This window comes from Streptomyces flavidovirens DSM 40150 (assembly GCF_000429085.1).
Lineage (GTDB): Bacteria > Actinomycetota > Actinomycetes > Streptomycetales > Streptomycetaceae > Streptomyces > Streptomyces flavidovirens.
In genome coordinates this window covers 203468-215595 of sequence record NZ_KE386846.1, presented here as the reverse complement: position 1 = coordinate 215595, position 12128 = coordinate 203468, and the positions used below count along the sequence as shown (strand labels likewise).

12 protein-coding genes are annotated in these 12128 nt (G+C 71.0%); 5 read left to right on the top strand and 7 right to left on the bottom strand.

Annotation, left to right across the window (positions count from 1 at the left end; translation table 11 throughout):
- Nucleotides 1-15: 15 nt before the first annotated feature.
- Entirely contained in the window at nucleotides 16-750 is a 735-nt protein-coding gene (locus tag G412_RS0131700; RefSeq protein ID WP_028815547.1) for a TetR/AcrR family transcriptional regulator, read from the top strand.
- A gap of 143 nt (nucleotides 751-893) precedes the next feature.
- On the top strand, nucleotides 894-1622 hold the full coding sequence (locus G412_RS0131695) for a MerR family transcriptional regulator (protein WP_028815546.1): 729 nt from the start codon (nucleotides 894-896) through the stop codon (nucleotides 1620-1622).
- 253 nt (nucleotides 1623-1875) lie between these two features.
- On the opposite strand, the gene G412_RS0131690 is transcribed toward G412_RS0131695, so the two are convergent.
- The 4 genes from G412_RS0131690 to G412_RS0131675 all read right to left on the bottom strand — a co-directional run bounded on the left by G412_RS0131690 (nucleotide 1876) and on the right by G412_RS0131675 (nucleotide 7664).
- Nucleotides 1876-4050: a 3-hydroxyacyl-CoA dehydrogenase NAD-binding domain-containing protein gene (locus G412_RS0131690; RefSeq protein ID WP_028815545.1), complete on the bottom strand. Its 2175-nt coding sequence runs from the start codon at nucleotides 4048-4050 to the stop codon at nucleotides 1876-1878.
- 38 nt (nucleotides 4051-4088) lie between these two features.
- Entirely contained in the window at nucleotides 4089-5303 is a 1215-nt protein-coding gene (locus G412_RS0131685) for an acetyl-CoA C-acetyltransferase (protein WP_028815544.1), read from the bottom strand.
- A gap of 76 nt (nucleotides 5304-5379) precedes the next feature.
- On the bottom strand, nucleotides 5380-6522 hold the full coding sequence (locus tag G412_RS0131680) for an acyl-CoA dehydrogenase family protein (protein ID WP_028815543.1): 1143 nt from the start codon (nucleotides 6520-6522) through the stop codon (nucleotides 5380-5382).
- Complete coding sequence (locus tag G412_RS0131675) at nucleotides 6519-7664, bottom strand: CaiB/BaiF CoA transferase family protein (protein WP_078607565.1); 1146 nt, start codon at nucleotides 7662-7664, stop codon at nucleotides 6519-6521. Before G412_RS0131675 ends, G412_RS0131680 begins: the two co-directional genes overlap by 4 nt.
- Before the next feature lie 132 nt (nucleotides 7665-7796).
- Here G412_RS0131675 and G412_RS0131670 point away from each other — a divergent pair, with 132 nt between their 5' ends.
- On the top strand, nucleotides 7797-9002 hold the full coding sequence (locus G412_RS0131670) for a saccharopine dehydrogenase family protein (protein WP_028815541.1): 1206 nt from the start codon (nucleotides 7797-7799) through the stop codon (nucleotides 9000-9002).
- A gap of 31 nt (nucleotides 9003-9033) precedes the next feature.
- Here G412_RS0131670 and mmpA read toward each other — a convergent pair whose 3' ends face one another.
- Together mmpA and G412_RS0131660 are read right to left on the bottom strand one after the other, a co-directional pair.
- Nucleotides 9034-9216 carry a morphogenic membrane protein MmpA gene (mmpA, locus tag G412_RS36950; protein WP_037650555.1) on the bottom strand — a complete coding sequence of 61 codons (183 nt, stop codon included), beginning with the start codon at nucleotides 9214-9216 and terminating at the stop codon, nucleotides 9034-9036.
- A gap of 51 nt (nucleotides 9217-9267) precedes the next feature.
- Complete coding sequence (locus tag G412_RS0131660) at nucleotides 9268-9969, bottom strand: endonuclease V (protein WP_028815540.1); 702 nt, start codon at nucleotides 9967-9969, stop codon at nucleotides 9268-9270.
- 34 nt (nucleotides 9970-10003) lie between these two features.
- On the opposite strand from G412_RS0131660, the gene G412_RS0131655 reads away from it, so the two are divergent.
- Nucleotides 10004-10306 carry a YciI family protein gene (locus G412_RS0131655; RefSeq protein WP_028815539.1) on the top strand — a complete coding sequence of 101 codons (303 nt, stop codon included), beginning with the start codon at nucleotides 10004-10006 and terminating at the stop codon, nucleotides 10304-10306.
- Nucleotides 10307-10436: 130 nt separating this feature from the next.
- Here the strand turns inward: G412_RS0131655 and G412_RS0131650 are convergent, their stop codons facing one another.
- Nucleotides 10437-11510 (bottom strand): WD40/YVTN/BNR-like repeat-containing protein, encoded by a 1074-nt coding sequence (locus G412_RS0131650; protein WP_425274528.1) that lies wholly within the window; start codon nucleotides 11508-11510, stop codon nucleotides 10437-10439.
- 151 nt (nucleotides 11511-11661) lie between these two features.
- Here G412_RS0131650 and ssgD point away from each other — a divergent pair, with 151 nt between their 5' ends.
- The gene (gene ssgD / locus G412_RS0131645; RefSeq protein ID WP_028815537.1) at nucleotides 11662-12078 is read left to right on the top strand and encodes a spore wall synthesis regulator SsgD; all 417 of its coding nucleotides are present in this window, start codon (nucleotides 11662-11664) and stop codon (nucleotides 12076-12078) included.
- Nucleotides 12079-12128: the final 50 nt, after the last annotated feature.

The window sequence follows — 12128 nt, the reverse complement described above, 5'->3', positions numbered from 1 at the left end:
CAATGAGGAGGCCGCATGTCGCCGACCGACGAGAACCCGATCCCCTCGGTGTGGACCCGTCCACGCCGGCAGCGGGAGCAGCTGAGCCGCGAGCAGATCGTGTCCGAGGCCGTGAAACTGCTCGACGCCGAGGGAATCGAAGCCCTGAGCATGCGGCGCCTGGGCACCCGCCTCGGCGCCGGGGCCACCTCGCTCTACCGGCATGTCGCCAACAAGGACGAACTCATCGAGCTGGTGGTGGACGAGGTCTACGGCGAGTTGGAGGTGCCGGACGCCGAGGGTCCGCAGGGCTGGCGGGCCGCCGTCAGCGGGAGTGCGTACAGCCTGCGGTCGATGGCGCTGCGGCACCCCTGGGTCGCCTCAGTGCTCGGACAGGTCGGCCTCGTGCATCTCGGGCCGAATGTGATGCAGATGTCCGACCGCATGCTCGCCGTCTTCGAAGCGGCGGGCTTCCCGCCCGAAGAGACCGATCAGGCCATGAGCACGCTCATCGCGTACGTCATCGGGATGGCGACCAGCGAGGCCGCGTACCTGTCGCTGATCGCCCGCAGCGGCAAGGACGAACGGGAGTTGATGGAGAGCCTGCGGCCGTCAGCCGAGCAGGCCGCGCGGGACCACCCGCGACTGCGGGAGGGGCACGTCGCCCAGCGCGGCAAGGACCCGCGGCAGATCCGCGAGGCCAACTTCGACTACGGACTCCAGCGAGTCCTCGACGGCCTGGAGGCCCGGCTCGGCCGGAAGGACGGCTAGCCAGCGGTTAGCCAGCGGTTAGCCGCCTGTCGCCGTGGAGCGGCCGGACGCTTTCACAACACTGGTGAGACAGCAATACTGTTGCACCATATGGCAGTACGGCGGTTGGTTCACAGCAGTGGCACGGGAAGCGAGGCGCAGTCATGACGACGGACACCGAGGAGCCGACGCTCACGGTAGACGAGCTGGCCGCACGGGCCGGGGTCACGGTGCGTACGGTCCGCTTCTACAGCACGCGCGGTCTGCTGCCGCCGCCCGTGATCGGCCCGCGCCGGGTGGGCCGGTACGGTCCCGCCCACCTGTCCCGGCTCGCGCTCATCGAGGAGCTCCAGCACCACGGCATGACGCTCGCCGCGATCGAGCGCTACCTGGAGCAGTTGCCGCCCGACCTGAGCGCACACGATCTGGCGATCCACCGCGCGCTGGTGGCGAGTTGGGCGCCCGACTCGGCGGAGGACGCGACCCGGGCGGAGCTCGAACGCCGCGCGGGCCGTCCCCTGTCGGAGGGGGACCTCGACCGGCTGGCCGCGATGAACGTCCTGGAGCGCGCGGACTCCCCCGACGCCTTCCGCGTCGATCCGGGGCTGCTGGCCCTCGGCGTACAGCTCCTCGGTGTCCCCATAGCCCACGAGACGATCCTCGCGGCCCGCACGATCCTGCTGGAGCACACCCGGTCGGCCGCGCACGCGCTGACGAACCTCTTCAAGGACGAGGTGTGGGGGCCGTACCGGGAGCGCGAGTCGGACCCTGAGCATGTGAAGGCGATGAAGTCGCTGTCGGCGCATATGCAGCCGATGGTGGTGCAGGCACTGGTGACGGCTTTTCAGCGGTCGCTGAAGGAGGAGTTGCGGGCGGCGTTCGTGGCGGAGTGAGTGGGGGGCGGCGTGGCGGGTGCGGGGGGCGGGTACCGCTGCGCGGGGCTTTCCCCGACCCGCCCCTTCCCGAACTGGGGCTCCGCCCCAGACCCCGCTCCTCAAACGCCGGAGGGGCTGGATTTGGTTGCGGCAACCATCCAGCCCGTCCGGCGTTTCAGGACACGCCCGTAGGGCGTCCGGGGGTCTGGGGGCTTGCCCCGCTCCGCGCAGCGGCATCCACCCACCCACCCCCGCCCGCCCGGCGGCAGGGTTACGCGTCGCTGAACCTCTCGCCCCGCTCCGCCTTCTCCACCAGCAGCGCCGGTGGGGTGAAGCGTTCGCCGTACGTCGCTGCCAGCTCTCGCGCGCGGGTTACGAAGCCGGGCAGGCCGCCCTCGTAACCGTTGATGTACTGGATCGCGCCGCCCGTCCAGGCCGGGAAGCCGATGCCCATGATGGAGCCGATGTTGGCGTCGGCGACCGACGTGAGGACGCCCTCCTCGAAGCAGCGGGCCGTGTCCAGCGCCTCCGAGAAGAGCATCCGCTCCTTCATGTCGGCGAAGGGGATCTCGGCGCCCGGCTTCGTGAAGTGTTCACGCAGGCCCGGCCACAGACGCGTGCGCCTGCCGTCCTCGCCGTACTCGTAGAAGCCCGCCCCGCCGCTGCGACCCGTACGCCCGAACTCGTCGACCATGCGGTCGATGACCGCGTCCGACGGGTGCCCCGGCCAGGTGCCGCCGGCCGCCTCGACCGCCCGCTTCGTCTCGTGGCGAATTTTGCGCGGGAGGGTGAGGGTCAGTTCGTCCATCAGGGACAGGACCTTCGCCGGGTAGCCGGCCTGGGCCGCCGCCTGCTCGATCGACGCGGGCTCGATGCCCTCGCCGACCATGGCCACGCCCTCGTTGATGAACTGGCCGATGACCCGCGAGGTGAAGAAGCCGCGCGAGTCGTTCACGACGATCGGCGTCTTCTTGATCCGGCGTACGAGGTCGAACGCGCGCGCCAGCGCCTCGTCGCCCGTCCGCTCCCCCTTGATGATCTCGACGAGCGGCATCTTGTCGACCGGCGAGAAGAAGTGCAGCCCGATGAAGTCTGCGGGGCGGGAAACCCCTTGTGCCAGGCCGGTGATGGGAAGGGTGGAGGTGTTGGAGCAGAGCAGCGCGTCCGGCTCGACGATGTCCTGGATCTCCTGGAACACCTTGTGCTTGAGCGCGGTGTCCTCGAACACCGCCTCGATCACGGCGTCGCAGCCCGCCAGGTCGGCGGGGTTCGCGGTCGGGGTGATGCGGGCGAGGAGTTCGTCCCGCTCGGCCTCGGTCGTACGGCCGCGCGAGAGCGCCTTCGCCAGGAGCTTCTCGGAGTACGCCTTGCCCTTGGCGGCGGCTTCGGCCGTCACGTCCTTGAGGACGACGTCGAGGCCGGCGCGGGCGCAGGAGTACGCGATGCCCGCGCCCATCATCCCGGCGCCGAGGACGGCGACCTTGCGGACGGGGCGGGACTCGATGCCCTTGGGGCGGTTGGCGCCGGAGTTGACGGCCTGGAGGTCGAAGAAGAACGCCTGGATCATGTTCTTGGCGATCTGACCCGTGACGAGCTCCGTGAAGTAGCGGGCCTCGATGGTCAGCGCCGTTTCGAAGTCGACCTGTGCGCCCTCGACGGCCGCCGCGAGGATGTTGCGGGGGGCGGGGTAGGGGGCGCCGGCCGTCTGCTTCTTGAGGTTGGCCGGGAAGGCGGGGAGGTTCGCGGCGAAGCGCGGGTCGGACGGGGTGCCGCCGGGGATCTTGTAGCCCTTGATGTCCCACGGCTGGTGGGACTCCGGGTTCGCGTCGATGAAGGCGCGGGCCCTGGCCAGCATGTCGTCGGGCGTGGTGGCGACTTCGTGGATCAGGCCGTTCTCCAGGGCCCGCCGCGGGTTGTACTGGGTGCCCTGGAGCAGGACCTTGAGGAGCGCGTCCGCGATGCCCATGAGGCGTACGGTGCGGGTGACTCCGCCGCCCGCCGGGAGGAGACCGAGCGTGACCTCGGGCAGGCCGATCTTGGAGCCGGGCGCGTCGAGGGCGACGCGGTGGTGACAGGCGAGGGCGATCTCGTAACCGCCGCCGAGGGCCGCGCCGTTGATCGCCGCGACGACCGGCTTGCCGAGGGTCTCGATGCGGCGCAGGGATGCCTTGATCGCCGTACCGGTGTCGAAGGCCTGCTGGGCGTTCTCCGGACCGACCTTGATCATGTCCTTGAGGTCGCCGCCCGCGAAGAAGGTCTTCTTGGCGGAGGTGAAGATGATGCCGCGGATGGAGTCCTTCTCGGCCTCCGCGCGGTCGGCGATCGCCGCGATGGAGGATTTGAAAGCCGCGTTCATGGTGTTCGCGGACTGGTTGGGGTCGTCGAGGACGAGGGTGACGACACCGGTCTCGTCCTGTTCCCAGCGGATGGTGGTGCTCTCGCTCATGGGTTTCTTTCTCTCCGTAAGGGGGTGGGACGGGACGGTCAGAGACGCTCGATGACGGTGGCGATGCCCATACCGCCGCCGACACACAGCGTGGCCAGGCCGTACCGCTGGTCGCGGCGCTCCAGCTCGTCGATGAGCGTGCCGAGGATCATCGCGCCGGTGGCGCCCAGCGGGTGGCCCATGGCGATGGCACCGCCGTTGACGTTGACCTTGTCGAGCGAGAGCCCCATGTCCTTGACGAAGCGCAGTACGACGCCGGCGAACGCCTCGTTGATCTCGACCAGGTCGATGTCGTCGATGGTCAGTCCCGCCTTGGCGAGTGCCTTACGGGTAGCGGGCGCGGGACCCGTCAGCATGATCGTCGGCTCCGAGCCGGAGACGGCGGCCGAGACGATACGGGCACGCGGGGTGAGCCCGTAACGCTCTCCGACGGCCTGCGAGCCGATGGCGACGAGGGCCGCGCCGTCGACGATGCCGGAGGAGTTGCCCGCGTGGTGGACGTGGTCGATCTTCTCGACCCAGTGGTATTTCTGGAGCGCCACGGCGTCGAAGCCGCCGTGCTCCCCGATCATCTCGAACGACGGCTTGAGCGCGGCGAGGGAGTCCGCGGTCGTTCCCGGACGCATGTGCTCGTCGCGGTCGAGGACGGTCAGGCCGTTGCGGTCCAGGACGGGTACGACGGAGCGCGCGAAGCGGCCGTCCTTCCACGCCTCGGCTGCCCGCTCCTGCGACAGGGCGGCGTACGAGTCGACGTCGTGGCGCGTGAAGCCCTCGATGGTGGCGATGAGGTCGGCGCCGATGCCCTGGGGCGCGAAGCCGGTGTCCCAGTTGGTCATCGGGTCCATGGCCCAGGCACCGCCGTCGGAGCCCATGGGGACGCGCGACATCGACTCGACGCCGCCCGCGAGCACCAGGTCCTCCCAGCCGGAACGGACCTTCGCCGCCCCCATGTTGACGGCTTCGAGACCCGATGCGCAGAAGCGGTTCTCCTGTACGCCCGCCACGGTGTCCGGCAGCCCGGCGGCTACGGCGGCGGTGCGCGCAATGTCCGAGCCCTGGTCGCCGAGCGGGCTGACGACGCCGAGGACGATGTCGTCGACGGCCGCCGGGTCGAGGTCGGGGAAGCGGCGGCGGATCTCGTGGATGAGACCGACGACGAGGTCGATCGGCTTGGTGCCGTGCAGGGCGCCATTGGCCTTGCCGCGCCCGCGCGGGGTGCGGATCGCGTCGTACACAAACGCTTCGGTGCTCAAGACAGCAGCCTTTCGGGGGTTACGGGACTCGGGGGTTACGGGAAAGAAGTCGGGCGAGGGGTCGGGCGGGAAGTGCTCAGGCGAGGAGCGAGCGGCCGATGATCTCCTTCATGATCTCGGTCGTGCCGCCGTAGATCGTCTGGATACGGCCGTCGGTGAAGGCCTTGGCGACGCGGTACTCGGTCATGTAGCCGTAGCCGCCGTGCAGTTGCAGGCAGCGGTCGGCTACGCGCTTCTGGAGTTCGGTGGCCCACCACTTGGCCATCGACGCGTGGACCGCGTCGAGCTCCCCGTTCGAGTGATCGACGATGCAGCGGTCGAGGAACGTACGCGTGACGGCGCATTCGGTGGCCATCTCCGCGATCTCGAAGCGGATGTGCTGGAGCTTGGACAGCGGCCGTCCGAACGCCTCGCGTTCCTTGACGTACTGCGTGGTGATCTCCAGCAGGTACTCGGCGGCGGCGATCCCGGCGACCGCGATGCCCATGCGCTCCTGAGCGAGGTTGGTCATCAGGTGGATGAAGGCGCCGTCCCGCTCGCCGAGCAGGTTCTCCTTGGGGACGCGTACGTCGTTGAAGAACAGCTCGGCGGTGTCCTGGGACTTCTGGCCGATCTTGTCGAGATTGCGTCCGCGCTCGAAGCCTTCCGCGCCGCGCTCCACGACGATCAGGGACAGCCCCTTGGCGCCGCCCTCGGGCGATGTCCTGGCGACGACGATCACCAGGTCGGCGAGGATGCCGTTGGAGATGAACGTCTTCGAGCCGTTGAGCAGCCAGTGGTCGCCCCGGTCCTCGGCCGTCGTACGGATGCCCTGGAGGTCGGAGCCGGCGCCCGGCTCCGTCATCGCGATGGCGGTGATCGTCTCCCCCGTGCAGAAGCCGGGCAGCCAGCGCCGCTTCTGCTCGTCGGTGGCGAGCCCGGTGAGGTAGGGGCCGATGATGTCGTTGTGCAGTCCGAGCGCGAGCCCGGCGGCGCCCGCCCTGGTGAACTCCTCGGCCAGTACGGCGCTGTAGCGGAAGTCGTCGTTCCCGCCGCCCCCGTACTCCTGCGGTACGGCGAGGCCGAGCAGCCCCTGCCTGCCTGCCGCCAGCCACGCCTCCCGGCTGACGATGCCGTCCTTCTCCCACTGCTCGTAGTACGGCGTCACTTCCTTCGCCAGGAAGGTGCGCACGGTCTCCCGGAACGCTTCGTGCTCCGCGGTGAAAATCTGACGCTTCAACTCTGCCTCCTGCGGCCGGCCTTCTCGATGCTTGGTACGTCCCAGTCGCGGGCCACTTCGGCGGTGTCCGCGCCCGGCCGGGCGGGTGGGCTGTGCACGGCCCCCGGCGTGGCCGAGAAGCGCGGCGCGGGCGCGGGCTGGGTCAGTCCGTCGTGGGTGATGAAGGTGGAGCGGGCGGCGAGGTGCGGGTGGGAGGGGGCCTCGCGCAGGGAGAGGACGGGGGCGACACAGGCGTCCGAGCCCTCGAAGACGGCGGTCCATTCGGCGCGGGTCCTCGCCTTGAAGCGGGCGGCGATCAGCTCGCGCAGCTCGCCCCAGCGGGCCATGTCGGCGCGGGCTCGCGCTTCGGCTTCCCCGATTCCGAGGAGGCCGGTGAACTCGGCGTAGAACTGCGGCTCCAGCGCGCCCACCGCCATGTACTGACCGTCGGACGTCTCATAGGTGCCGTAGAAGGGGCAGCCGCCGTCGAGCAGGTTCGACCCGCGCCTGTCCTGCCAGCCGCCGGCCGCCAGCATGCCGTGGATCATCGTGGCGAGGTGGGCCGCGCCGTCCACGATCGCGGCGTCGACGACCTGGCCCGTGCCGCCTTCGGTGCGGGCGTGCTGGAGCGCGGCGAGGATGCCGATGACGAGATAGAGCGAGCCGCCCGCGTAGTCGCCGACGAGGTTCGCGGGGACGGTGGGCGGCTCGTCCGGCTTGCCGAACATGCCAAGGGTGCCGGTGAGGGCGATGTACGCGATGTCGTGCCCGGCGCGCTGCGCGAGCGGCCCGTCCTGGCCCCAGCCGGTCATCCGCCCGTACACGAGCCGCGGGTTGCGGGCCAGGCACGCGTCGGGGCCGACGCCGAGGCGCTCGGCGACACCGGGCCGGTACCCCTCGATGAACACGTCCGCGTGCTCGACGAGGTCCAGGACCCGGGCCGGGCCGTCCGCCGACTTGAGGTCGACGATCACCGAGCGTTTGTTGCGGTTGGTGAGGTCGTACGCCGGATCGATGCCCAGGCCCCCGCCACCGGGGCGGTCGACGCGGACCACGTCGGCGCCGAGGTCGGCGAGGAGCATGGCGGCGAAGGGGCCGGGGCCGATTCCCGCCAGTTCCACCACGCGCACTCCGGAGAGCGGGCCGTTCCCTGCCGCTGCCATCAAGCCCCCAGCACTGTGACACAACTGATGTAACATCAATGATGCTAAGAACGTGTTCCACTCCGCACAAGCCCTTGGGGCGAGCAAGCGCTTAGTTCTTTTTACCGGGGATCACCGCTACCCTCTGCCCCCATGACTGAGACGGTTCCACGCAGAGGCGGCACGGAGCGCCCGTACGACATCGTGCTCTTCGGGGCGACGGGCTTCGCCGGGGAGCTCACCGCGCGGTACCTCGCCGCGCACGCACCGGCCGACTGCCGCTGGGCGATTGCCGGACGTACCCCCGCGAAGCTGGAGAAACTGCGCGAGCGGCTCGTCGCGGTCAACCCGGCCTGCGCGACCCTTCCCGCCCTGCACGCCGACGCTGCCGACCCGGCCTCGCTGCGCGAACTCGCCGCCCGTACACGCGTGGTGGCGACCACCGTCGGCCCCTACATCCAGTACGGCGAGGGGCTCGTCGCCGCCTGCGCCGACGCGGGCACGGACTACGCGGACCTGTCGGGCGAGCCGGAGTTCGCCGACCGGATGTACCTGGCGTACGACGCGCGGGCGCGGGAGACCGGGGCACGGATCGTGCACGCGTGCGGCTTCGACTCCGTACCGCACGACCTCGGCGTCTACTTCACGGTCAAGCAGCTGCCCGAGGGCATACCTCTGCGCGTCGACGGATTCGTCCGCTCCAACGCCATGTTCTCGGGCGGCACCTTCGCCTCCGCGCTTACCGCTTTCGGGCGCGGGCGGCAGACGCTGCGGGCCGCCCGCGAGCGGCGGCTGTCCGAGCCCAGGCTGGTGGGACGGCGGGCGCGGGCCCCGATCGGCGCGCCGCGGCGCAGCCGCGAGACGGGGGCGTGGGCGCTGCCGCTTCCGACCATCGATCCGCAGGTGGTGGCCCGTTCGGCGGCCGCGCTGGAGCGCTACGGCCCGGACTTCCGCTACCGGCATTACGCGGCGGTGAAGTGGCTGCCGGTGGCGGCGGGCGGGGTGGCGGCGGTGGGAGCCGTGTTCGCGCTGGCCCAGATCCCGGCGGCGCGGGCGTGGCTCATGGGCCGGTACGCGGCCGGTTCGGGGCCGGACGAGGAGCGCAGGGGCCGGAGCTGGTTCACGGTGCGCTTCGTCGGTGAGGGCGGCAGGCGCCGGGTGTTCACCGAGGTGTCGGGCGGCGACCCCGGCTACGACGAGACGGCGAAGATGCTGGCCGAGTCGGTGCTGTGCCTGGCCTTCGACGAGCTGCCCGCGACGTCGGGGCAGGTGACGACGGCGGTGGCGATGGGCGACGCGCTGCTGGAGCGGCTGATGGCGGCCGGGCTGAGGTTCCGGGTCGCGGCCGTGCGGGACTGACGCGTACGCGGCGGTGCGCGCGGCCGGCGGGTCAGCCGCCGGTGAACCAGCCCGCGATGGTGTAGATCATCCCGCCGGTCCAGCCCAGCGCGGCCAGGCCGCCGACCAGAATGACCGTGTTCGTACGGCGGCCCGCCCGGTGGAGCGTCACGGACTCGACCGACCTCGGCGGGCTGGGGTGCGTGGGGTGCTCGGGGTGCGAATACATCGTCATGCGATCACTCTGTCCGATTACGGCGATTCAAACATCCGTACAAGTACTCAGTTACGTGGTTGTTCCGAAACCGGCACCCACCGCATCGCGCAGCGCCCGGCGGCACAGGGTGTCCGCCGCGCGCGTGGACTGGGGGAGCCGGAAGTCGGGTGCCAGGCGCAGGGTGTGCGCGCAGGCGTTGTCCAGGCTCACGCGGTGGCCGACGGAGACGAACACCGGCTTCACGCCGTCCTGGGTGCGCAGCGCCCGGCCCACTTCCTCGCCGGCCTCGGCGACCAGAGGGGACTGGGCGCCGCGGCGCGGGCCCGGCTGCTCGTACGTGAAGGTGAAGGGGTTCTTGGCCACGCCGATGGTCGCGAGACCCGTCACCACGCCGAGGTGACTGGCCAGGCCGAAGCGGCGCGGGTGGGCCCGCCCGTATCCGTCGCAGACGACGAGGCCCGGGTCCACCGACAGGGATTCGAGGGCCGCGAGCACAGTCGGGAGCTCCCGGAACGCGAGCAGTCCGGGGATGTACGGGAAGGCGACGCGGCCGACCGCCGTGGCTTCCTCCACGACGGTGAGCGTCGCGGCGTCGAGGACGACGGCCGCCGCGGCGACGACGTCACGCTCGTCGTCGTACGCCACATCCACGCCCGTGACCAGCCCGGTGCCGGGGGGCGGGCCCGGCTCGTCGAGCACTACGCGGGTGCGCAGTTCGTCCTGGATCGCTCGGGCTTCGGCTTCGTCGGCGGGGGAACGCAGGCTGTTCATAGTGGTCAGAAGGGTACGGGGTAGCCTGGCGGTCATGTTCGTAATGGAGTTGACCTACACCGCGCCTGTCGAGCGCATCGACGAGCTGATGGAAGCCCATGTGGCGTGGCTGGACGCGCAGTACGAGGCGGGGGTTTTCATCGCCTCGGGGCGCAAGCAGCCGCGTGACGGCGGGGTGATTCTGGCCGTCGCGGACGACCGGGCACGGATCGAGGAGATCGCGGCGGCGGATCCGTTCACGGTGGCGGGGGTCTGCGCGTACCGGATCACGGAGTTCGTGGCGACGAAGACCGCGCCGGAACTCGCCCCGTACCAGCAGCAGTTGCCGACGGCGTAGCGGCGCGGGGGTGGGCGGCGGGGGGCCCTGCGGGGCTGTTCCCCTGCCCGCCCCTTCCCGAACCGGGGCTCCGCCCCGGACCCCGGTCCCCCAAACGTCGTGGACGGGTTTGATTCCGGGCGGCCCTCGCTCAGGGTTCCAGGCGGGCCACCCGGCCCTTTTCGCCCGACGCCCAGCAGCCGAAGTCCCGTGCGCAGTCGACCGTGTCGTACGAGCCGGTGTCGATCGTCCGCCAGTGGCGGCCGCCGTCGAGCGTGAGGTCCGTCCCCGTGGGGCCGACCGCCAGCGCGCCGGACTTGGTGTGCGGCAGCCACGTCACGCCCGAGCGGTACGCCGGCGGCGGTGTCTTCGCCTGCTGCCAGGTGCTCCCGCCGTCGCCGGTCAGCGCCGCCGCCTTCGGTGATGCCTGGCCCGTGCGGTAGTCGCCGCCGACCGCGATGCCGTGGTCGCGGTCGCGGAACGCGAGGCCGAAGACGCCGCGTGCCGGATCGCCCGCCGGGATGGTGGTGTCAGTGGCGGTCCAGGTCAGGCCCCGGTCGGCGGAGTGCAGCACCCGGCCCGTGGCGCCGCCGCCCGTGGCGAGCCAGACGTCCCACGGGCCGGCGCTGACCAGGCACTGGCCGCTCGCCGCGAACCCCGCCTCGCCGGTGTGGGCGGCGGGCATGCCTGCGTCCGGCAGAACCTTCCAGGACCTGCCGCCGTCGCCGGTGGACAGGATGCGGTACTTGCCGTCGACCGGGTCGCTCATTGCCAGACCGTTGCGGCTGTCGAAGAAGGTGACGCAGTCGTAGAAGGCCTTCGGGTCGGCGTTGCGGAAGCTCTCGGTCCAGGTCGCGCCGCCGTCCTCCGTACGGAAGATCCGCGACGCCTCGCCCTCACCGATCGCCAGCACCACCGCGCGCCGCCCGTCGAAGGCCTCGATGTCGCGGAACTCCAACTCGCCCGCGCCGGGCGGCGACACATCGAGCCAGCCACGCCCTCCGTCGGCCGTACGCAGCACCGTGCCCTTGGAGCCTGCCACCCACGCGGTCGTCCTGCTGACCGCCGCCAGGCCCCGCAGCCGTACGTCCTTGCCGGTGTCCTTCAGCTGCCAGCCCGGCCCGTTCCGTACGTGCGCCTGCGCCGGTGCGGCCAAGGCGGCGGCCAGCGCCGCCCCGCACAGCCCCAGCGACACCATTCGACTCGTCTTCCCCATGCCCCTCATGGCGCTGGAAGCTAGCCCACGGCCACGACGCCGTCCAGGCCGCCCGGCGCGGTGACACAGGTCACATCGCCCTCGCATGCACGGATTCCCGTGTTCTTACGTCTGTCCCTGTGACAGGACGCATCAACCGAACCGTGAGAGGGAGCAGGAATTGTCTCCCGTGATTGAGCAAGCCGTGCAGGCCCGTCTGGTCTCGTCCGCACCCCGGACCGAAACGGTCTCCGCGACCCTGCGGTACAACCGCGCCGACCCGTTCGCCGTACGCATGGCCTTCCCGCCCGCCGCCACCCTGGAAGGCGTCGAGGTGTCCTGGGCGTTCGCCCGCGAACTGCTGGAGACGGGCATGGAATCGCGGGCCGGCCTGGGCGACGTACAGGTGCGGCCGTACGGGTACGGGCGGACCGTACTGGAATTCCATGCCGCGGAGGGCACCGCGATGGTCCACCTCCGCACCGCCGACCTGCGCCGCTTCCTCAAGCGCACGCACGCGCTCGTCCCGGCCGGCGGCGAGCATCTGCACCTCGACGTCGACCACGACCTGGCCGAACTGCTGCGCGACGCGCTGTGAGGGTCCGGGCGTCGCCCGGAAAATAATCGGTTGGCATCCCATGGGGCCGC

What these genes read in the sequence shown, in the direction of transcription:
- G412_RS0131700 (WP_028815547.1), top strand. Translation starts at nt 16, where the DNA reads ATGTCGCCGACCGACGAGAACCCGATCCCCTCGGTGTGGACCCGTCCA.
- G412_RS0131695 (WP_028815546.1), top strand. Translation starts at nt 894, where the DNA reads ATGACGACGGACACCGAGGAGCCGACGCTCACGGTAGACGAGCTGGCC.
- G412_RS0131690 (WP_028815545.1), bottom strand. Translation starts at nt 4,050, where the DNA reads ATGAGCGAGAGCACCACCATCCGCTGGGAACAGGACGAGACCGGTGTC.
- G412_RS0131675 (WP_078607565.1), bottom strand. Translation starts at nt 7,664, where the DNA reads ATGGCAGCGGCAGGGAACGGCCCGCTCTCCGGAGTGCGCGTGGTGGAA.
- G412_RS0131670 (WP_028815541.1), top strand. Translation starts at nt 7,797, where the DNA reads ATGACTGAGACGGTTCCACGCAGAGGCGGCACGGAGCGCCCGTACGAC.
- mmpA (WP_037650555.1), bottom strand. Translation starts at nt 9,216, where the DNA reads ATGACGATGTATTCGCACCCCGAGCACCCCACGCACCCCAGCCCGCCG.
- G412_RS0131660 (WP_028815540.1), bottom strand. Translation starts at nt 9,969, where the DNA reads ATGAACAGCCTGCGTTCCCCCGCCGACGAAGCCGAAGCCCGAGCGATC.
- G412_RS0131655 (WP_028815539.1), top strand. Translation starts at nt 10,004, where the DNA reads ATGTTCGTAATGGAGTTGACCTACACCGCGCCTGTCGAGCGCATCGAC.
- G412_RS0131650 (WP_425274528.1), bottom strand. Translation starts at nt 11,510, where the DNA reads ATGAGGGGCATGGGGAAGACGAGTCGAATGGTGTCGCTGGGGCTGTGC.